Source organism: Exiguobacterium sp. KKT215 (assembly GCF_055635335.1).
Genome location: NZ_JBVMVX010000002.1, coordinates 37,520 through 58,870, shown reverse-complemented (window position 1 = coordinate 58,870; position 21,351 = coordinate 37,520). Strand labels below are relative to the sequence as shown.

Here is a 21,351-nt window from a genome sequence, read left to right as displayed (position 1 = left end):
TTTCAAACTGGATAAGTCGTGTTGAGTGTTTAGTGAAAAGGAAAAAGTAATTGGATTATCTTAAAGCGGTCTTAATAGAACTATAAAGTTAATCAGATACATTAAGAAATAAATGCATATATATGAAATTAAACAGATTACCATTGTGATAGCCGCCGACAGTATACTTTTTGTCAGTATGTGAAATTAAAGTGCGTACTTCACAACAATGCTTGTAGGTTTTACACTAAGTCAGAATCAAAAATACGACAACAAGGAGAATGACACATGAAATTACAATTAGCTTTAGACTTAGTAAACATTCCACAAGCAATCGAAGTGGTTAAAGAAGTAGAGGCGTTTATCGACATCGTTGAAATCGGGACGCCAGTCATCAATAAAGAAGGTCTTAAAGCTGTCGCAGAAATAAAAGCAGCTTTCCCTAACCTGGAAGTTCTTGCAGATGTGAAAATTATGGACGCTGCAGCTTATGAAGTATCAAATGCTGCTGCTGCAGGAGCAGATATTGTTACGATTCTTGCTCAGGCAGAAGACTCATCCATCAAGGGCGCAGTTGAAGAAGCGAAAAAACAAGGTAAGAAAATCCTGGTGGATATGATCGCCGTAAAAGATATCAAAACACGGGCCGCAGAGCTTGATGAACTTGGCGCGGATTATATCTGTGTCCACACAGGCTACGATCTGCAAGCGGAAGGGAAAGATTCGTTCGAAGATCTTCGTACAATCAAAAGCGTCGTAAAAAATGCCAAAACTGCTATTGCAGGCGGCATCAAACTGGAGACATTGCCGGAAGTCATTAAAGCACAACCGGATTTAATCATTGTCGGCGGTGGAATTACAAGCAAAGAGAACAAGGGCGCGGAAGCGGAAAAAATTCAAAAGATGATGAAAGAAAGTGTCACGGCGTAATATGAACACGGCGGGCTATACAGACGAAATACTGGCTGAATTGAAGCGGACCACTGCTCTCATTGATGATGAGGAAGCCGAAAAGGCAGTGGACGGCATCCTGCGTGCAAAGAAAATATTTGTGGCAGGCGGGGGCCGATCCGGCTTTATGGCTAAGGCATTTGTGATGCGTATGATGCACGTAGGCCTGGATGCGTATGTGGTTGGAGAAACGGTGACACCGAACCTGGAAGTCGATGATATTTTCATTGTCGGTTCTGGTTCCGGGGAGACCCAAAGCCTCGCAGCCATGACGAAGAAAGCCAAAAGCATCGGTGCAACCATAGTGGCTGTTACTACAAACCCTGAGTCTACAATAGGCAAACTGGCGGATATTCGAATTGAAATACCGGCACAAGCAAAAGGGGAGGGCACTAGTGGCAAATCGATTCAACCGATGGGATCATTGTTTGAACAGTCGCTTCTTGTGTTTTATGACGCGGTGATTTTGAGATTCATGGATAAAAAGGGACTCAAATCCGATGTCATGTATGGCAGACATGCGAATTTAGAATAGAACAACGAATAAGCTTGAGTTTAAGATTTTTTAAGCTCAAGCTTATTTCTAATTGTTTATCAAGCTTGAACTTTTTTGCACCAAAGTATTTTCATTGGACAACTGTATAAATGGCATGCGAAGGTGAAGGTATCATTGAAGACAATATTACTAATGGAGGGTTGGATTACATGAAAATGTATGATGTAACAGGGGCGATCTATGAAGGCATGACCGTTTACAAGGACAAACCGGAAAAACAGCCGAAAATCAATCAGCAGACAAACGGCTATGTTACGGAAACGCGGCTGGATCTGGATGTGCACACCGGAACGCATATCGATGCGCCGCTTCATATGAATGTGGATGGAGAGACATTCGAATCGCTTTCGCTGGACAGTCTTGTAGGGCCTTGTCAAGTTCTCGATTTGACGGCAGTAAAGAACGGAATTTCAAAAACGGACTTAGAAGGATTCAAGCTTCAAAAAGGAGATTTTATTTTATTAAAAACGAAAAACTCGTTTGAGGAAAAGTTTAATTTTGATTTTGTCTATCTGGCAAAAGATGGAGCAAGCTATCTTGCTGAGTTAGGGATTCGCGGGGTTGGAATAGATGCGCTTGGAATTGAAAGAAGCCAAGAAGGGCATCCGACGCATAAAACCTTATTTGCAAATGACATCATCATCATAGAGGGCCTGAGATTGAAGGAAGTGGAGCAAGGACAATACTTTATGGTTGCCGCGCCTTTGAAATTAGTAGGTACGGAGGCTTCACCTGCGCGAGTATTGTTGTTTGAAGGATTAAGTTGAATTTTTCTGTTTCAATCATTTTTCCATGAAAGATAAAACATAATTGTAAGGAGAGAGCCTATGTATAAATTGGTCGCGATCGATCTCGATGGGACATTGCTCACAGACGATTTAATGATTTCACCAAATACAGTAACCGCTATTAAAAAAGCGGTGGAAGCGGGGACAATTGTTACGATTGCTACGGGCCGCATGTTTTCCTCTGCGAAACTCATTGCCCTGCAGTTGGGTATAAATGTACCGCTCATCACTTATCAAGGTGCATTGATCAAGGATGTTAATGAAAAAGAAGTAATATATGAGCGCACTGTTCCTCCCGATATTGCACAAAAGTTAATCGAAATTTCTCGTGAGAAAAAATTACATCTACAAATATACCAAGATGATATTCTCTACAGTGCCGTAGAAAATGACAAGCTGATTGCTTATTCTGAAGCAGTTAAAGTGCCCTATCGGATAGAGCCCAATCTCATCAAGCTTGCCCAAAAAGGCGTGACAAAACTACTTTTTATCGAAGAACCAATCGTCCTCGATTACTTACAAAATGAATTGCAAACCTTATTCGGCAAGTATGCTCACATCGCAAAATCAAAAAAACACTACCTTGAAATCACCCATCCCGAGGCAAACAAAGGTAGTGCCCTATTATGCTTAGCGAAAAAACTTGGTATAGACCGTTCAGAAATAATCGGTATTGGTGACAACTATAATGACATCGAACTTATTGAGACAGCCGGTCTCGGTATAGCAATGGGAAATGCCGTAAAGGAAGTGAAAGCTATGGCTGATTATACGACCTTTACGAACAATGAAGAAGGGGTGCTTCACGTATTAGAAAAGTTTATTTTAGAGCCAGTGAATACTTCCAATTATATAGAAGAAAAAAATTCTGATTCGCTTCCGACGGCCTGATCAATTGAAGACCGTTTACTTGGAATCACTTGGATAGGACAGGCCGATTTCTTGGCGGACTTTATCCATTACGCACATGGTGGTATAGGAGTTTTCAAACGAATTAACAAGTGACTCCGTTTTCTTTTGGCTGATTAAATCGATAAACTCTTTCACTTCATAATACATAGCGGGCTGAGGTTGTCCTACTGTCACTGATTCAACAGTGCCATCGTTGTAATGAATGTCCACTTTTTCGGCTGAATGTATTTTATCAATCACCATAATTCCTTTTTCCCCTTGGATTTCGCTTGGTAAAGTGGAATTTGTGATTTTTGAATAAATGATAACCGCATCTTTGTCATCATATTTCAATAGGACACTTCCTTCGCCATCTATACCGCAATCCAGGATAAGACCTGTGGCCTTTATTTCTTTTGGCTCGCCGAACAGTAAAATGAGCGGGTATAAACAGTAGGTGCCCAGATCCATCAATGAACCGTTCGCAAAATTTGGATTAAATACATTTAATACTGTTCCTTTTTTGTATGCATCATAACGCGATGAGTACTGGCAATAGCTAGCAAAGTATCTGCGGATAGGGCCGATTTTGTGCAGATTATTTTGAATAGCCTTAAAGTTTGGAAGCAACGTAGATTTCATCGCTTCCATAAGCAGCACATTATGATCTTTCGCTTCTTGAATCATTTTCGCTGCTTCTGCTGCATTGGCAGCCATCGTTTTTTCACATAATACATGTTTGGAGTTTTTTAAAAACAAGACGACTTGGTCAGCATGGAATGAGTTGGGTGTGGCAATATAAACCGCATCGATTTCATCGCTGACTGCCATTTCTTCCAAGTCAGTAAAAATTTTAGTTATTCCTTATTGACTGGCAAATTCCTCTGCTCTTTCCAACGTTCGGGAATAAACGGCTGCTAATTTAAAATTCTCAATCTCTTTTGCCGCTTCAAGCAATCTTTCTGTAATCCAATTAGTACCCACTATGCCGATTCGTATCATTTTTTATCCTCTTTTCTGTTTTTATTGCATTATCGCCCACAATTGCAAAGACATTATTCCAATGCTAAAAAAATTTACTAACCATTCTATATCTAGTATAATTATTAAGTTACATTAATTATAGTACTGACTTTTTTATCACATAGTATCGAAAAGTATACGATGGAAATATAACAAGGAAGGAAAGAAAATAGATGCCTAATTTAGGAGAGAAAGTTTTTAATTGTGAAAAAGAGCTGACACTTTCCATCATCGGAGGAAAGTGGAAAATGCTAGTGCTATGGCATTTAGGAAAAGAAGGAACTAAACGTTTTGGGGAATTAAAAAGTCTTATGCCAGGCATCACGCAACGGATGCTCGTGAATCAATTGCGTGAACTTGAAGATCATTTGATTGTCCACCGGGAAGTATACCCTGTGGTTCCGCCGAAAGTGGAGTACTCACTTACCGAACAAGGAAGAAGCCTTATTCCAATTCTTGATTCCATGTACGAATGGGGCAAAGAATACATCGAGCAAAACTTGGATCAGCAAATAGAAAACAACTAAGTTAGTAGGTATTTAAAAATAGCTGAATAAAATAAAGCGGATTTCAGTAAAATGAAATCCGCTCAGATTGTAGACAAAGTCACGTTTCAGGCGAACTGAAACGTGATTTTGTCGTTTTCGGGCCTTTAGGCGCTCTGCCCGCGCCCTTTTTCAGGCGGGCTGGGCGTTCTTCCATGCCCAGCCCGCCATCTTCTTGAGATTGAGGGCAGCAAAAGTAAGCATCGCCTGCATTGAAACTTTTTCAAGTCCCCGATAACGAGTCCAACGCATGCCATGCTTCTCTTTTGCGTCCGCGAACACGCGCTCGACCGTCTGTTTACGACGGTCATAGATGTTGCGGTTCAATTCCGTGTGGCGGAGGTCTTCGACCTCGTCCATATAGGGTTGCCAGAGGTGTCGCTCGATGATCCGCTGGTGCTTCTGGCTCTTCGTGCACTGCTCGAGCAGCGGGCAGTTCACACAAACCGCGGGATTCGAGACGTACTTGCGTTTCCCCTCGCGCATCGTCGTACTGTACGTTAATAACTCGTTGTTTGGGCAGATGTAGACGTCACGGTGCTCGTCGTAGATGAAATCCTTGGTCTTGAAGGCGCCCTTCTTACCCTTCGGGCGAGTGTATGGGAAGACCGGCAGGATCCCACGGTCAATCAGCAGCTTGGCAATGGCCGGATTTTTATAGGCGGAGTCGGCGGCGAACAGTTGAATCAGGCGGTCGGAGACCTTGTCGAGCAGATCGGGGAGCGCTACACTATCGTGCACGTTACCCGGTGTGACGATAGCACCGAGCACGAACCCATGGGCGTCGCTCGCCGCATGGACAGAGTAAGCGAACTGCTTCTCACGCTCACCTTTTACGTAATATCCACTCTCAGGGTCTGTCGTGCTGACCTTGATTTCCTTCGTCTCCTCCGCCTGATTCTTTTTTGGCCCTAAGGGCTTCTTTCCACTTTCTTCGCGGTCACGCTCGACCTCGGCATCGAGTTGTTCCTGATAGTGTTTCACCTCTTGCCGGACGGTCTTCTTGACGAGCTTCCGCTTGTTTGCGTTCGCTTTGACGTGTGTCGAGTCTACGAATAGGACGGCGCGATCGATGAACCCTGCGTCCGCAGCCTGTTCAAGGATATGATAGAAGATGTCATCGAATAAGCTCGTGTACTGGAACCGACGCACATAGTTCTTCCCGAACGTCGAGAAATGTGGCACCTTGTCCGCGAATCCGAACCCGAGAAACCAACGGTATGCGACGTTCGTCTCGATCTCACGAATTGTCTGTCGCATGGATCGGATACCGAACAGGTACTGAAGGAAGGCCATCTTGATCAGAACGACAGGGTCGACGCTTGGCCGGCCACGGTCCTCAGAATATAAGTCCTCCACGAGCGGATAGATGAACTCAAAGTCGATCACCGCCTCGATTTTTCGGACCAGATGGTCTGCTGGCACAAGCTCGTCGAGCGTGACCATCTCCAGTTGTGTCCGATTGGTTTCCGATTCTGTTGATTTCCTGATCATCCGATTCGCCTCCATAATTGTTTCTATATCTCTCATTATAAAAAAGCGACGACGGTACGAAAAGAGGGATTGATGCGTGGGCCGACTGCGGGCACGGCGAGACTTCCAGGGGATTAGCAAGCAAAGGGAGACCCAGCAGCGACAAAGTCGCGATGCGGCTCCCTGCTTGCCCCCAGAAAAGCGAGCTGTGCCCGGTCGGGCAAATAAAAAAGACTGCAGACAATGTTTTGTCTACAGTCTGGGAAGAGTATAATTACTCTTCCTTTTTTGAAAAGTCGAGGAGCGAAACTTCGTTTCGTGACGCAGACTTCGAACAACCGCTAGGGCGTTAGTCCATTGATTGTTCCACGTGAATGATTGCCTCGAACGGCACATGGATGATCCCGTCCCGCTGATTGGCCAGCTCGACGGTCCGCTCCATATAGTTCGTCCGGTGCACAAAACCCTTGAATCGTTTCATCTCCCGCTTCTCCACATATTTTACCTCTACCAAATCTCCGCTGAAGATCGCGTCGTTCAGCACATTCTCATAGACCGATAGGACCTGTTCATCGATATCTGGCATCTCAATTTTTTGAATCTCTTTATAGTATTTCGTCAGTAGCGCCTTGTGCTCGGGCATGAGGAATGGGATCCATTTCAATTCGCCCCGATCGCGATACATCGTCATAATAATTACCCCTCTCCATAAAACGAACGTTTGTTCTTATTTTATACCCGATTTACCTCGCTTGAACAGCCTTTTTCGTGATTGGTAATCCGTTCGTCCTGTTTCCGTACTCTAGCTCGCTGGTCGTCGGTGCAAGGGACGTCAAAAAAATGACGCGCCCTCCGGCCCGTCTTCCTTCGCTTTAGGCTCAAAGCGAGGCTTTTCGCTCGTTGGCTACGGAAGCCTGGACCTATGTGCGCTCTACGCATTTTTTTGAGGCTCTCCCTGCGGTCGCCCTTGCACCGTCTCCCGACGCTCGCTGCGTTTCCGTCAACAGGACGCACAACGGTGTTCGTTCTGAGGACAGATTATCCGAAAGGGGACAAACCATCATGGAACTATCCGCCATCATCGAGGTCATCCGTATCAAACAAGAGGTTCGCGAGGAAATGGTCGCCCTCGAGCACGCCATCATCCATTCGCCGGACAGCGCCCGACAAATCGGGTCATCATTCATCGGGGACGACGACCGTGAAGTTTTCCTTGTCATTATGCTCAACACGAAGAACCGGGTCATCGGTGTCCACCGGGCGCACGTCGGGAGCGTCAACTCGAGCATCGTCCACCCAAGAGAGGTCTTCAAATGCGCCATCTTGAACAACGCCTCGTGCCTCATCGTCTGTCATCAGCATCCGAGCGGGGACCCGACCCCGAGCCGGGAGGACATCCTCGTCTCCGAACGGTTACATGAAGCGGGGGACCTCATCGGCATCCCGGTGCTCGACCATCTCATCCTCGGGTCGGACGAGTCGTACGTCAGCATGAAACAGCGAGGTTACATGGGTTGAACGGAATGGAGTGGGGCCGGGGGACCGGTCCCGGTCCGTCCGGTAAGGGCACGGACGAAAAACGTACGTTTTTCTTTGACGGGATGGGCGACTCGCGTTGCTCTCGCCTGGATCCGTGGGGCGGGATCCGGGAAAAGGTCCGTTTTCGTATAACGAAAACGAGATGGTTCGTGTGTGAAAATTGGACGTTGTTTTGGTCTGTCTCATAAGAAGATTGTTTGATGAAATGGTAGAAGTGAAAACACGGTTTGTTTATTGAAAATGATTATGTTTTCTAAACAAGCCCTAGGGCTTGTTTGAAACAACACCAGGGCTTATGTGAAACTAGGTGAGATGTTGCTTGCGTAAATGCGAGATATCATGAGGCTATCAAATGGAGAGGACGATTCAGATGGATAAATTCCAACTAGACCAACAGACGATGGACGAAATGACGGAGGTATTGCTACGCCGCCTCCCGGATCGGTTAAACGTTAAGAACGGGGAATTTAAACTTGTGAGTATGGATATCCTATGTGATGTGAAAGAAGGGGAGTTATTGACAAGAAGCACAGTTTTTTTCACCACCAATACGCTTCGAACATATGGTCGACCGTAAGAATTTTCTAGATGTATACATGTAGATTTGTATACGTGTATACATGTATACGCGTATACATTTTTGAATGGGAATCGTTTCTACTAGTGTATGGATGAGGACTGAACTGTCTTTTTACGGGGAATCGTTTTAGAGAGAACCGGAAGGGGGAGGCGTGACGGACGAGGGGCTGCTTGATGACTATGCGTTCGAAGGATTGGATCCGTTCGTCCGGACCGTGTTCTCGGAACTGATGGAACATCCCGAGTGGATGCGTGTCGTCGACAGGCAACATGGCGTCGAGAAGGTCGTCCGGTTCGATGAAGGACGGAACTCGCCTTACTTCCGCATGGTGATCTATCTGGATGTAGAAGAACGTCCGATCAAGATCGTGTATCTATATGGGACATGGGTGGTGGCGGATGGGGACGTCCGCTTCGTCGTCTCAGAGCTATCCAAGGGTATATTCGAGTATGAACTCATGCATGTCCATTGGCTCATCAAGTATCGCTTCGAGGATTGGGGCGTGTCTGAAGACGGGGCATGGGAGAAGGAATGGTGATCCGGGCTCATGCGTGAGCGTCTAACGCCTTGTGGCGAAGTCGCTCATCGCACCGCTGCCTCCCTGACGGCCCGATAACAAGAGCTGCTGGTTCACCGCCGCATCTCTATGTTCCTGGCCCTTTCTGACGGGAGGCACGGAGCGTAAGAACAACACTAAAAGCAAGAACGTGGGCTTGTCGATCGACAAGCGAGGGAAACCATTCAGTCGAATGGTTTTTTGTTTTTACCTAGAGGCACTTTACTTTTCAAATCAGCTGTTTATCAATGGCTCTTAGAATAAGGATTGAGAATGAAAGAGTCTGCGTCGACATGTCTTCTGAATCGAGTGATTGATTTTCTATTCAAGTTTGGAGCATGTGTACATTGTATAATACAATATATGTAAATGATGAGAAGGTAGGGATTTACATTGTACAAAGCTCTATTAATTGCAGTCAATGAGCAACGTGACCATGAGATATCTGCTCTTCCGAATACGTTAAACGACGTAAGAGAAATCAATCGATTATTGACAGAAGAGCCCGCCGTATTCGGTAAATCTGACGTCCAGATTTTATATGGGAATTTGACCACCAAGTCAATGTTAGACCATGCATTACATAGTTTTTTTGGAGATGCGTCTCCAAATGATGTCTTATTTCTCTACTGGGCAGGCCACGGGGGGTTCAGTCAAACCAATGCGTATTTCATTCCATATGATGCAGGTATTCATGCTATAGGTGACACCAGCATCAACATGTCCGATGTCAGAGACCATATCGATCAAACAAAGGCCCGCACAGTCTTGAGCTTTTTTGATACGTGTCATAGCGGTGCGCTCATGCGATCAATCGACAATCTGATGGAGAGAGGGCTTGAAATTAAAGGGTCCGGTAAGTTCGTCATCGCAGCGTGCACGGAAAATCAGTTGGCTTGGGATCGAAACGGGCATGGAGCCTTCACAGATCATTTGATCCGTGGCCTAGAAGGTGGGGCGACGAACCTGAGCGGGGAGATTGATATCTACACGCTCTATGCTTACGTCAGCCGGGCTCTCTCGAAAGAATTCGAGAATCAACATCCTGTCTTAAACAGCACGCTCTCCGGTCCACCTGTCATCATCAAGAATGTAAAGACGAGACAGGCCGAGTCGAATTTGTCACCACTCTTTGACGGTGGACAACGGGTGATCGACAATTCTGGAGACTGGTTTCTATTGGGAAGTTCGAGCGCACGTTACTTCTCCTATCGCTACAACAGTTCTGACAAGGCATACAGCTTGATCTTGAAGGCCGAAGACAACTCGAGAGGGGTCGAGGAGGTGCTCAAGCAGATGTGGAAAACTGAGCAACCTTTCGCGATTGAAGATACGGCTGAATATGTCCGCGTGGCCGAGGTGAATGTGGAAGTGGTCGGGGGTGAAAAAACAATCAACCTCAAGCTGGTCTCGAGTGAAGACAGACATGGCAGTCATATGTTTAGTGAAATGACAGTGAATGGTATTAAACCCGATGAAATCGCTAAGCTGAGAATCGATCACTATCTATTCAACAAAGAAGTTCCAAGACATGTCAGAATGGATCATTCGGAAACACTCATTTACGGGAATCCATCCGACTATGAGGTGTCCAATCGGTTAATCCCGGATTTGCTTGATCAGCATGTCACCCTGGAATGTATCAGACTACACCTCATAGCGGTCCTTGTATTCAAATCAATTGTGTCTGAAGTGAGCTCATTGCATTTATTTGTCGAACGCGGTGCCATCACGAGGATTACCATCGAAGGTAGGCGGCCCCGCGTCTACTCGAACGTCAATCCGTCAATAGTGTCAGTGGACGAACCGGTACATTTTTCATTGGACTATTGATACGATCCGCGTACATGAGTAAGCGAAAGACCATCAAATCAGAGAAGGCGGAGAGGCCAGATGAAACATGCCTTACCGGACACACGTTGGCTATATGAACAACTTTTGAACCATGGGCAACAGACCGCTGTCGATGACTTTGCGGCTAAATGCCCTATGCACGGGCAAGCGGAATTCGTAGCACAGTTATGGGAGACGGACGCGGAAATCGGAGGGATCGGCGGATACCAGCTTCCTAAAAACCCGATACAAAATCCGTTTCCCGGCGGAATGGAACGAACTTTATATAGGCCGTTGCAGTATGCGGCGAGCGAACTAGAGCGGGACGTAGCGCATGGGGCGCGATACATCGTTCAATATGCAGGCATGCACCTGGAGGCCGTGACACGTCAATATTTGATGCGATCGCAAAAGCTCGGGTCGCTTCGACACTCCCAGTCCACCTTAGGAAAAGCGGTCCATCAAATCGCCAAGCTACGAACGATAGATGAAAAGACGATTCAGAGCCTACTTGTATTCGTACGTTTGTACAACATGTCGAAACATGAGGTGAACCAAGACGAATCGAGAGACCGTCTATTCAGTGCGGAGGACGCACTGATCGCTTATCTGTCTGCTCGTATCCTAGGCTTCCGGTTGTTGACCGAGATCGGTTTGGTTCCATCATAAGCATGGTCATGAAACAACTGATGTCCTGACACCTCTTGATCAATGGTCAAGATGTCTAGATTTTTAAACGTGAAAGATATCAATCTTTTTAATCGAACAGGCCATGAAAGAATGAATCAGACCATCTTAAACGAGCATGTATATATTTCGATGTCGAAACGTATACATACTCGTTTTACCCACTATTCCAAAAGTGTTTAAGCAGGACACTCCTGTCTCTCGACATGAAAGAGGCAAAACGAATATCTATTACGAACAACTTCACAAAACGTGAAATGGTGGCGAATCATCTGTTGGCTATACCAGTATCGGAGAATAAAGTCATTCATCTACCAAATTAACAAATGATAATAATCCCCTTACAATTTTATTCATAGGTAATACGATAAAAATATAGTATAATTTTTCCTGTTAATTAATCTTAGTTTTTTATCTTTATACTTTTATTTTGTAAAGAATTCGACATCTTAATTTTTGAATGATATTTGATACAAAGAAAAAAAGATTGGAGATATACAGTTGAAAAATAGATTTTTAGACAAAATTAAAGTCACGCCATCTAACAAAAAAGTACTAAAAAATATCGTTACTCCCATGTTATGGGCACGAGAAAAAACTTCAATTCATAGGCATTCCTCACTTTTGAATAAATCATACAATTTTATGCAAGAGCCTGCTATTGGTGCATTGATTTATTGCCAATTAGGTACAGCAGAACATTCGGGTGTATACATAGGAAATAAAAATGTTATCGACTTAAATCGAAAAGGAGAAATTAAAAAAGTTAGTCTGAAAGAATTCACTGGTAACATCCTTAGTACAGATAAAGACATTTTTATTCCAGTAATGAAGCATGCAATGTGGCCATTAGGAGATGAAAACATAGCAAAAGAAGCGTTTAAAAATCTGTCAGAAAGAAGAAAATACAATCTTCTTGATGATAACTGTCATCAATTTGTAGCAGGCTGTATCATAGGGAACCTTGAAAATGATTGTAATTTTTTGTTTATGGTCAAAGAAGAGTTTTCAAAATTCTTGAGTGTAGAGGAATCTAACATTGTTTGGGTTCGCTGGAAGTGGTATTTAAATTAGGATGGCCAAATCTTCAATCGACTACATCGATAGATAGATAACATAGGGTTATGGAGTGATCATCTACCTATGAATCGAGTGTATTCGTTTTATGAAGGATTTCTCTCGCTTTTAATACAATGAACATGGTATTATTTAATGAGAACATCATTGTGTTAAAAGGAGGTCCGTCATGTATACAATTGATGAAGCATTTGAGATTCTATCGAAGACCAAGCTCACGACCCACAAGGAAACCGTCCGGAACTGGGTACGAAAAGGCGTGATACAGGCGGAACCGCTCGAGTCCCGTAAAAAAGGCTATCGAATCAGCGAGGAGGCTCTCGAGCAGTTCATCAAAAAACGGATGCCTGAAGGATGGGAGATGTATCCAAAGTCGGTGACAGGAGATGCTCGGGAGGTCGTCAAGAGTGAGGACGTGGCCCCATATCACGTCGAAATCGACGTGGAAGCAATCAAAGAGCAGGGGCGGATTGAAATGTGGCATCAAGTGGCCGGCCGCTGGCTGTGGGAAGGCGATTTTGAGATCAGTCGTAGGATGGTGCGGAACGCGGTCGCGCATAGACGTTATTCAAAAGAATTTGAACAGCTGGTTTGGGAAAGGTGTCTTAAGAACAGTGCCCCACGAAAAAAACCACGTGTCCTTTATTTGGTTGATGCGTTCTTATTTGAAGAAGAGCGGGTGCCATTTCACAAGGGTTTTGATATCAAAGAAGATCAAATCATGCAGGCATTGATTGAACACGTTCGTATGAATGCAAAGTCCGGAAAATATACAAATGAATCTAGTGTAAATAAATTCAAGATTTAGACGCTTCTAATGAAAAGGTGTACTCTCTTTAACATTGAGAATACACCTTTTGCAATTGTTGTTGTATTAAATGAAAGATTGCACCTATATTTCTAAAGATTAGACTTCACTCTTAAGAAAATCGTCAGCACGACACAGAGTGGTGACTAAAGTGGACCCCATTGTCAAGACACTAATTTTATAATAATAAGGTGAAAACAGTCATTCTTCTTGTCCTTGTCCCATCTTGCAGACCCAGCCTTTCCTATGCCAGGTTCTGTCAAGGGCGTATTTTCCCTTGACAGGGCCTGGGATGGGAAAGATAATTGCTCCGAGATGGCAACGATAATATGACTTTATTTAGGAAGCTTGGAAGCAAGGACATCAATATTTTCAATCACTGGTGGCTCTACGAAAAGTTCAGGAGCTTTCTCCATCAATGCCGCAGCCACTTGACCAGAAAGGTGTGCTTGACGACCTGTGTCGTCCGGGAATGCGTCAAAGATTCCGAATGTCGTAGGTCCAAGTCGGATTGCAAACCATGCAATCGTTTCTGACTCCTCCTGAACCACAGGTAGGGCCCCACGTAGGAAGCTTTCAACTTCCGCTTCTTTTCCAGGTTTTGCTTCAAGTCGAACCAATAGCGCTACATTAACCATTTTTCTATCTCCTCCTCAAATTAGAAATTTCATCCATATGTGAGAACTATAATTCTATTTTACCTTTAATATATACACATTAAAAATATATTGTTCAGTTATATCAAACTACTTAAACGTTTAATTTTATGAATAATTACTCCGGTTTAAATACGACTTTAATATTATTATCTCGTTTTTCATCAAATACTTTATAAGCCTCATCGGCTTTTTCTAAAGGAAAAGTATGTGTGATAATTTCAGTAGGATCAAATACTTCATCTTTAATCATTTCATATAATTTAGGCATTAAATGAATAACTGGTGCCTGACCAGTTGTTAAACGAACATTTCTATTAAATATTAAATCAAGTGGAAAGTTATCAGCTGGTGTACCATAAATTCCAGTCAGTTGAATTGTACCAAATTTACGGACTGATTCAGCGGCTGTAATAATCGGACTAATTGTTCCTCTTTGTTGAGATGTTTTTGAAAGTTTTGGTTCTGGACTTGATTGTGCGCCATCAAAACCAACACAGTCAATAACTACATCAGCACCACCACTAGTTTTTTCTTTCAATAACTTACCAATTTCTTTTTCTTTATCGAAATTATAAACTTCAACACCATTGTATTTTTTAGCATGCTCTAGTCTATGTTCGACATTATCGATTGCTATAACACGTTCGGCACCTTTTAGTTTCGCAAATTTTTGTGCCATTAAACCTATAGGACCACATCCTAATACAATAACAGTATCCCCAGCCTTCACACCTGCATGTTCGACACTCCAATAAGCTGTAGGTACTACATCAGATAAAAATAATACTTGTTCATCTTTTAAATCACTATCTGGCACAACAAAAGAAGAAAAATCAGCATATGGAACTCTTAAATATTCAGCTTGACCACCCCAAAAATTCCCATGCATTTTTCCAAATCCAAATAACGCACCGTTATCCATCTTCCAGTTTGCAGGTTCTTCATTAGATTGATCACATTGTGATTCCATTTGGTTATTACAGTAAAAACAATCGCCACAACCAATATTAAAAGGAATAACGACACGATCACCTTTTTTTAGATTCTTAACTTCTTTACCAACTTCTTCAACAATCCCCATTGGTTCATGTCCGATAACAAAATCTTTATCCATAAACATATCGCCTTGATGATATAAATGTAAATCTGATCCACAAATACCTGAAGCAGTAATCTTAATAATTGCGTCAGTTGGTTCAATAATCTTTGGATCTGCAACTTTTTTTACTTTCATTTTCTTTTTACCTTGAAATGTTACAGCCTTCATACACATTACTCCTTTATTATATAATATCTGTATAACACATTATTAATACCCCTAATTTTAAATGATAAAACCTTTATACATATATTATTACCTTTACACAAGATTAAATATTCAACAAACTATTTATTTAATTTTACTTCTTAATTATCGAAAGATTTATCAGCTATGTGAATACCTATTAATTCACTATCTTTATTAAGGATAGGGGCTCATATTGCCCAAATGAAGTATCAGCTTAGTATATCTTCTTATTACATATACTTGCTTTTACTCTACCATCACTAAAAATATCTTACTTTTTTCACCACTAAATACACTCCTCTTATTTTTGAATGTAATTAGATAAATGTTTCCCAGTTACGCTATCTTGTATGCTAAGGACACCTTCTGGGTAACCACTGTATAATAATCTTCCTCCTTGTTGACCAGCAGCTGGTCCCATATCAATTAACCAGTCTGATTCTGTCATCATTGACAAGTTATGCTCGATTAGAACGACGGTATTACCTTCATCCACTAATTGATTAAATAATTCGATCAGCACATGGATATCCCTTTCATGTAACCCTGTTGTTGGTTCATCAAAAATAAAGATGTGGTCAGTCACTTGATTGATTAAATACTCACTGAGCTTTACACGTTGAATTTCTCCACCTGAAAGTGTGTCCAATGATTGTCCAAGTGTCATATAGCCTAGACCAGTGGCAGCGAGGGATTTTAATATCTCCAGAATTTTATGATGTGTATTGAAGTAATTTATTCCTTCTTCCACCGTTAATTGTAAGACATCTGCAATAGAGTAACCATCTACTTTAGCATCTAGAACTTCCTGTCTATAACGTGTTCCATGACATACTTCACAAACTTGTGAAAAATCAGGCATAAACGCAAGTTCTGTTTTAAGAATTCCTTTTCCTTTACAGTTTGGACAAGCACCTTCAGAATTATAGCTGAACATACTTTTCTTTAGCCCTGTCTCCTTACTGAAAAATGCTCGTAATTCATCAAATGTATTGGTATAAGTTAATATATTTGAACGATTTGAAACATTAATAGCTTTTTGATCGATGAATATAACATTTTTAATCTGTTTAAACCCAGTTTTTATGAGCGTACTCTTACCAGAACCAGCAACCCCTGTAATAACAGAAATAGCATTTTTAGGGAGATACACTTCAACATTTTTGACGTTATTTTTTGTAACTGGACCGATATGAATCATTTCTTGAGATGACCTTGGAACTTTTAGTTGATGTTTTTCTTTGAGTTCTTGTCCAGTCGCAGTGTGGGAGTCGAGAAGTTGATCGTATGTTCCTTCAAATGTAATTCTACCCCCATTTTTACCGGCACCTGGTCCTACGTCAACAATGTGATCTGCAATCTTAATAATATCAGGATCGTGTTCAACCACAATAACTGTATTTCCTTTATCCCGAATAGACATAATTATGCGATTGATATTTTCAATATCTTCAGGATGCAGTCCAACACTCGGTTCATCGATAATGTATACGAGATCGGTCAGTGGGCTACTTAAATGACGAATAAGCTTAATACGCTGAGATTCACCACCTGATAATGTAGGTGTTTCTCGACCAAGTGTCAAATAACCAAGTCCAATATCAACTAGAGATTGAAGTTGCTGTTTAAGCGGCTTTACAATATATGCAGCTGTTTTATCAGTAAGATAGTCTAAAAACAGGATATTTTCTACGATACTTTGATTTGTAAAATCAGCAATATCTGCACCGTTAATTTTGCAGCTTAAAATACGTTGATTTAAACGTTTTCCGTGACAGTTAGGACAAACCATTGTCGTTACAACACGCTCATATTCATCCGGCCACCTGCTTTTTTCATAGCCATCATTAATAATAAACAGTCGCCTGAATCGATAGACGACCCCTTCATATTTTGCAGTACGGGGCCATTCTTCAGGAGGATTGGTCAGTTTGGTCGGCTCTAAATAAAGTAATTGATGCATCTCTTCCTTCGAATACTCTTTCAGCTTCTTATCATTATCAAATAGACCCGAATGCGTATAGCTTTTACCACGCCAGTGATCTGGTCCGAATGTAGGAAAATTAATTCCATGTTCGTTTAAAGATTTGTCATAATCCAGCAATTCATCGATATCAATTTCCTCGACATATCCTAAGCCTTGGCATCTCTCACACATTCCTGCCGAATTATTGAATGAAAATTCATTTGAATATCCGACAAATGGTTGACCAATACGAGACCATAGTAGACGAACAGCAGAATAAATGTCGGAAATTGTACCTACTGTAGAGCGCGAGTTACCACCAAGTCTTTTCTGACCAATGACCATTGAAACAGGAAGATTTTGAATGGAATCTACATCAGGTTTCTCATAATGAGTTAATTGATTCTGTATATATGTAGAATAAGTTTCATTGAGTAGACGCTCAGATTCAGCTGCAATCGTACTAAATACTAATGAAGATTTTCCAGATCCTGATTTTCCTGTAAAAACGGTCAATTGATGCTTTGGAAGACTTAACGAAACATTTTTTAAATTATTTTGTCGTGCACCTTTGATGATGATATTTTTCATCCCAAACTTCCTCTCCATAATTAAATATATTTATATTTTTTACCTTTTTAACGAGAAATAAGTTTATAAGTATCAATTTTAAAGTTCCAAATTTTTAGCTGAATTTCCGATTATATTCTATTAAAAAATTTAGGGAAATTCTATAATCAAGTTAGCCACCTACGGTGTGCTTTAAAAAATTTAAATGTACGCAGATTGTAAAATTAAGCTAGACAACTAAAAAAGCCTTCTGTGCTAAACTTAATATGTATTTCCGACCAAAGAAAACATTAAGGAGTTAGCACAAATGGCCTATACACACCTTACCACGGATGAACTTGCGTCCATAGAATTATATTACCACCAGAAAATTTCGGTCAGTGAGATCTGCCGGAGAATTAAGCGTTAAAGAGAGATCGTCTATAATGTAATTAATGCACTCAAAGCAGGTATATCTGTACTGGAATTCTATCAGAACGATAAGAAAAGAAAATCTCTTTGCAGAAGACGTAGAATCGTCCTTCCTAAGCATCAGATCAGTTATATTCAAAAAAGGATAGCCGACGGCTGGACACCTGACACCATCATAGGCAGAAATGAAGAATCTATCAGCTGTTCTGTTAAAATTCTGTACAGAATGTTCAGAGAAGATATTCTTCCTGTTCACTCACTTCCGATGAAAGGGAAAAGAAAACCTAACAGTCATCATGAGAAAAGAGGTCGTCAGACTTTCAAACGTCACATTTCAGAAAGAACAGTTGAATTTCCTGACTTTGATAAAGCGTTCTAAAGTGGATCCCATTGTCAAAACACTAATTTTATAATAATAAGGTGAAAACAGTCATTCTTCTTGTCCTTGTCCCATCTTGCAGACCCAGCCTTTCCTATGCCAGGTTCTGTCAAGGGCGTATTTTCCCTTGACAGGTCCTGGGATGGGAAAGATAATTGCTCCGAGATGGCAAGGACAGTAACCTACTGAAAATAGATGGATGCCGGTGTCCTATAACCCAATGACTGGTGGGGACGTTCCCAGTTATAGAATTCCATGTAGTCACGGATGTTCTGTCTCGCTTCTCTTGGTGTCCCGTAGTCCTTCAGATAGACCTCTTCGTACTTGAGGCTCCGCCAGAAACGTTCGATCATGATGTTATCCAGTGCCCGACCCTTGCTGTCCATGCTGATTTGGACGGCAGGCTGTTCCTTCAGGAGGTGGATATATTTGGAACTGGTGAAGTGGCTACCCTGGTCACTGTTGAAGATGTCCGGCTGCCCGATCGTGAAAGCCCGCCGGACGGCATCCAGGACAAAACCTATTTCCAGTGTCTGGTCCAGTTCCCAGCTGATGATATACCGGGAGTGCCAATCGATGATGGCTGCCAAATACATCCAGCTATCCTGCAGGCGGATATACGTGATATCAATGCCCCAAGCCTGGTTGGGACGGGTAATGTTCACCCCTTTCAGTAGGTATGGATAAATGCGATGCTGCAGGTTGCGTTTACTCAGATTGGGGCCTGGATAGAGAGCCTGTATGCCCATCTCGCGCATGTGACGCTGGACCCTCTTGCGGTTGATATTCACCTCTTCATTTTTCAATACTTCGGCAATCCTGCGTGACCCGTAGAACGGATATTTGGTGTAGATCTCATCAATCCTATGCTTGATGGCAACCTCTTCAGGCGAAGGGGCAACCGGCCTGTAATAAAGGCTGGAACGATTGAGCCCAAGCAGATCGGCCTGTTGGGAAACAGGAAGTTTACTGTTTCCCCATTCCATCATCTCTACCCGTTCCTGTCTAATCGTGGTAGATGCCAGATTTTTTTTTGATCCACGACAGCTGCGTGGTTAACTTTCCGACTTCTGCATAGAGATTTTCCAGTTTCTCTTCATAGTCGGCTCTCATCTTCTCTTGGTCCTTGTTCTGTTTCTTGAACACTTGTGGCATCTCTGACAGGAAATGTGTTTTCCACTTATGCAGCTGGTTCACATGGATGCCATGTTCGGAAGCAATCTGGCTCATTGTTTTTTCTTCCTTCAAGATTTCCAACACAACTTGAGTTTTGAATTCGGGTGTATATCTTTTTCGTTTCATATACCTACCTTAACATCTCCTTTTTCGTGTCTGAAATCTTGGGTCCATTATAAAGAGACAGGGTTATGTGGTGCGCGTGGCATCGATCAAGAATTTATCCATGACGTGGATGCAACCATCGTGTTGGACCGTCGGGGCACACGCGACATTGTCACCGGATGTCGAGGCATGTTCGATTTTTGTGAAGCGTCTTATGGAGAACTGTTCGAAAGAGCGGGGCGATTGGTCGGAATGAACGACTGGAAGGCGACGCGCAACGGGGGATCAAGTGATGCAAAAGTATTTGCGGAATTCGGTATTCCGTCTGTGAATCTATCCATCGGTTACCGTGACGAGCATACAGACTTCGAGGAAGTTGACTATTGTGCAACATTTGAGACGGTGGTACTTGTCGAAACAGTCCTTAGTCATCGTCTGATTCAACAAAATAGCTGAAAAAATAGGAAGGCAGCACTTGAAAAAAATGCTGCCTTCCTATTTGCAATTTTCCTTGTATTAAAATGATTCTATTTTTATTCCCCTACCATTCCGTCATTATCGTTATCACGCATATAGGGGTAGAGCCAATGGTCGCTCATGATCGGCATCGTGAAACCGGCGTCTTTCGCTTCCTGGATCGTCACCTGACCGTTGCCATTCGTATCTACGCTCGAGACATCGCCTGTGGCCTCAGGTGCAGCTGCGGGTTCCGGTTCACCTTCTGTTAGGCCGAGTGCTGCATTCACTTCATCCGGGTTAACGTTGTCGAAGGAATCGGTGACGACATTTCCTTTGACCGTATAGGTGTATTGGTAGTGTGACGGAATATAAGTTTTCGTATCCGGATAGGTAATGATCGCCTCGAAGTCGGTCGCGCCGCCGGCCATACGGATGACGTCCTCCATATAGGCCTGGTCCCCGTAGCGGTTGAGCGTGCTATCTTGTGGTGTGATGTTGTAGGCGTTCGAGACGCCCCCGAGCGAGTCAGCGATGACGTGGCCTTCATCGAGATCACTGTTTTCGACGCCTGAGACCTTCGCCTCGTCATGATAGTAACGGCCATCCGAGGTCACATCCTCCGAATCATCATCCTGCAAGATGATCTGATCGGCGATGACACGAATCAATTGACCATGTTCGTTCGTGAACGCCCAATACTCGCGATCTCCATATCCGATATCGACGACGACGTTCGCCTCACGGTACCCGGACAAGTCCCCACCATCAACATTGATCAGTTTATAGCCGGAGAATTGATTGTTATCCGAATTTGTGACCGTTTCTTCGGCTGTTGCAGGTTCTTCTGCAGTCGTCTCCGTCTTTGCGTCGTCTGTGCTCGTTTCGGTCGTCTCGACGACTTCTTCTGTTTGAGTAGCAGGCTCCTCTGCTTTCTCATTTGTAGAAGGGGTGTTTTCACTGGTACAACCGGCCATCAGCAGGATGGCCAAAGGCAAGGCTAAGTAGGTAAATTTCATTTTGTTCTCCTTATAGCATGTATATATGTAGATGAG

Annotated in this window: 19 protein-coding genes and 2 pseudogenes; 13 read left to right on the top strand and 8 right to left on the bottom strand. The window is 42.9% G+C overall.

Going from position 1 to position 21,351, the window contains the following annotated elements:
* Positions 1-267: 267 nt before the first annotated feature.
* The 4 genes from hxlA to ACZ2GZ_RS15800 all read left to right on the top strand — a co-directional run bounded on the left by hxlA (position 268) and on the right by ACZ2GZ_RS15800 (position 3,165).
* Positions 268-909: a 3-hexulose-6-phosphate synthase gene (gene hxlA / locus ACZ2GZ_RS15815; protein WP_101190293.1), complete on the top strand. Its 642-nt coding sequence runs from the start codon at positions 268-270 to the stop codon at positions 907-909.
* Between the two features lies 1 nt (position 910).
* Positions 911-1,465, top strand: a complete 555-nt coding sequence (hxlB, locus tag ACZ2GZ_RS15810) for a 6-phospho-3-hexuloisomerase (protein WP_101190294.1) — start codon at positions 911-913, stop codon at positions 1,463-1,465.
* 170 nt (positions 1,466-1,635) lie between these two features.
* A complete protein-coding gene (locus tag ACZ2GZ_RS15805; RefSeq protein WP_101801553.1) occupies positions 1,636-2,253 on the top strand; it encodes a cyclase family protein in 618 nt (205 codons plus the stop codon).
* A gap of 60 nt (positions 2,254-2,313) precedes the next feature.
* Entirely contained in the window at positions 2,314-3,165 is an 852-nt protein-coding gene (locus ACZ2GZ_RS15800; RefSeq protein WP_101190296.1) for a Cof-type HAD-IIB family hydrolase, read from the top strand.
* A 15-nt stretch (positions 3,166-3,180) separates the two neighbouring features.
* On the opposite strand, the pseudogene ACZ2GZ_RS15795 reads toward ACZ2GZ_RS15800, so the two are convergent.
* Positions 3,181-4,167, bottom strand: a pseudogene (locus ACZ2GZ_RS15795) (Gfo/Idh/MocA family protein).
* A gap of 194 nt (positions 4,168-4,361) precedes the next feature.
* Between ACZ2GZ_RS15795 and ACZ2GZ_RS15790 the strand changes: the two are divergent.
* Positions 4,362-4,715, top strand: a complete 354-nt coding sequence (locus ACZ2GZ_RS15790) for a winged helix-turn-helix transcriptional regulator (RefSeq protein ID WP_101190298.1) — start codon at positions 4,362-4,364, stop codon at positions 4,713-4,715.
* A gap of 150 nt (positions 4,716-4,865) precedes the next feature.
* Here ACZ2GZ_RS15790 and ACZ2GZ_RS15785 read toward each other — a convergent pair whose 3' ends face one another.
* On the bottom strand, positions 4,866-6,227 hold the full coding sequence (locus ACZ2GZ_RS15785) for an IS1182 family transposase (RefSeq protein WP_470295615.1): 1,362 nt from the start codon (positions 6,225-6,227) through the stop codon (positions 4,866-4,868).
* Between the two features lie 328 nt (positions 6,228-6,555).
* Positions 6,556-6,897 (bottom strand): YolD-like family protein, encoded by a 342-nt coding sequence (locus ACZ2GZ_RS15780; RefSeq protein ID WP_029336188.1) that lies wholly within the window; start codon positions 6,895-6,897, stop codon positions 6,556-6,558.
* Between the two features lie 371 nt (positions 6,898-7,268).
* On the opposite strand from ACZ2GZ_RS15780, the gene radC reads away from it, so the two are divergent.
* The 6 genes from radC (at position 7,269) to ACZ2GZ_RS15750 (ending at position 13,286) form a co-directional block, all read left to right on the top strand.
* A complete protein-coding gene (gene radC / locus ACZ2GZ_RS15775; protein WP_214803672.1) occupies positions 7,269-7,724 on the top strand; it encodes a RadC family protein in 456 nt (151 codons plus the stop codon).
* Between the two features lie 752 nt (positions 7,725-8,476).
* Positions 8,477-8,863: a hypothetical protein gene (locus ACZ2GZ_RS15770; RefSeq protein WP_214758538.1), complete on the top strand. Its 387-nt coding sequence runs from the start codon at positions 8,477-8,479 to the stop codon at positions 8,861-8,863.
* A gap of 411 nt (positions 8,864-9,274) precedes the next feature.
* On the top strand, positions 9,275-10,714 hold the full coding sequence (locus ACZ2GZ_RS15765; protein WP_114167311.1) for a caspase family protein: 1,440 nt from the start codon (positions 9,275-9,277) through the stop codon (positions 10,712-10,714).
* Between the two features lie 60 nt (positions 10,715-10,774).
* Positions 10,775-11,383 carry a hypothetical protein gene (locus ACZ2GZ_RS15760; RefSeq protein ID WP_114167312.1) on the top strand — a complete coding sequence of 203 codons (609 nt, stop codon included), beginning with the start codon at positions 10,775-10,777 and terminating at the stop codon, positions 11,381-11,383.
* A 519-nt stretch (positions 11,384-11,902) separates the two neighbouring features.
* The gene (locus tag ACZ2GZ_RS15755; protein ID WP_131472574.1) at positions 11,903-12,475 is read left to right on the top strand and encodes a lecithin retinol acyltransferase family protein; all 573 of its coding nucleotides are present in this window, start codon (positions 11,903-11,905) and stop codon (positions 12,473-12,475) included.
* A gap of 172 nt (positions 12,476-12,647) precedes the next feature.
* Positions 12,648-13,286, top strand: coding sequence for a helix-turn-helix domain-containing protein (locus ACZ2GZ_RS15750; RefSeq protein WP_131472576.1), 639 nt, complete (start codon positions 12,648-12,650; stop codon positions 13,284-13,286).
* A 335-nt stretch (positions 13,287-13,621) separates the two neighbouring features.
* Here the strand turns inward: ACZ2GZ_RS15750 and ACZ2GZ_RS15745 are convergent, their stop codons facing one another.
* The 3 genes from ACZ2GZ_RS15745 to ACZ2GZ_RS15735 form a co-directional block, all read right to left on the bottom strand.
* Entirely contained in the window at positions 13,622-13,924 is a 303-nt protein-coding gene (locus ACZ2GZ_RS15745; protein WP_012655943.1) for a putative quinol monooxygenase, read from the bottom strand.
* Positions 13,925-14,060: 136 nt separating this feature from the next.
* Positions 14,061-15,212 carry an alcohol dehydrogenase catalytic domain-containing protein gene (locus tag ACZ2GZ_RS15740; RefSeq protein WP_131472577.1) on the bottom strand — a complete coding sequence of 384 codons (1,152 nt, stop codon included), beginning with the start codon at positions 15,210-15,212 and terminating at the stop codon, positions 14,061-14,063.
* A gap of 322 nt (positions 15,213-15,534) precedes the next feature.
* Positions 15,535-17,790 (bottom strand): ATP-binding cassette domain-containing protein, encoded by a 2,256-nt coding sequence (locus ACZ2GZ_RS15735; RefSeq protein WP_131472579.1) that lies wholly within the window; start codon positions 17,788-17,790, stop codon positions 15,535-15,537.
* A gap of 286 nt (positions 17,791-18,076) precedes the next feature.
* Between ACZ2GZ_RS15735 and ACZ2GZ_RS15730 the strand changes: the two are divergent.
* Positions 18,077-18,556 (top strand): annotated as a pseudogene (locus ACZ2GZ_RS15730) (IS30 family transposase); the annotation flags it as partial.
* A 185-nt stretch (positions 18,557-18,741) separates the two neighbouring features.
* Here ACZ2GZ_RS15730 and ACZ2GZ_RS15725 read toward each other — a convergent pair.
* A protein-coding gene (locus ACZ2GZ_RS15725) for an IS3 family transposase (RefSeq protein ID WP_131472581.1) occupies positions 18,742-19,861 on the bottom strand; the annotation gives its coding sequence in 2 pieces (ribosomal slippage) (positions 18,742-19,594 and positions 19,593-19,861; 1,122 coding nt in all).
* Positions 19,862-19,961: 100 nt separating this feature from the next.
* Here ACZ2GZ_RS15725 and ACZ2GZ_RS15720 point away from each other — a divergent pair.
* The gene (locus ACZ2GZ_RS15720; protein WP_255418329.1) at positions 19,962-20,096 is read left to right on the top strand and encodes a hypothetical protein; all 135 of its coding nucleotides are present in this window, start codon (positions 19,962-19,964) and stop codon (positions 20,094-20,096) included.
* A 277-nt stretch (positions 20,097-20,373) separates the two neighbouring features.
* Here ACZ2GZ_RS15720 and ACZ2GZ_RS15715 read toward each other — a convergent pair whose 3' ends face one another.
* Positions 20,374-21,315 (bottom strand): DNA/RNA non-specific endonuclease, encoded by a 942-nt coding sequence (locus ACZ2GZ_RS15715; RefSeq protein ID WP_470295645.1) that lies wholly within the window; start codon positions 21,313-21,315, stop codon positions 20,374-20,376.
* Positions 21,316-21,351 lie beyond the last annotated feature (36 nt).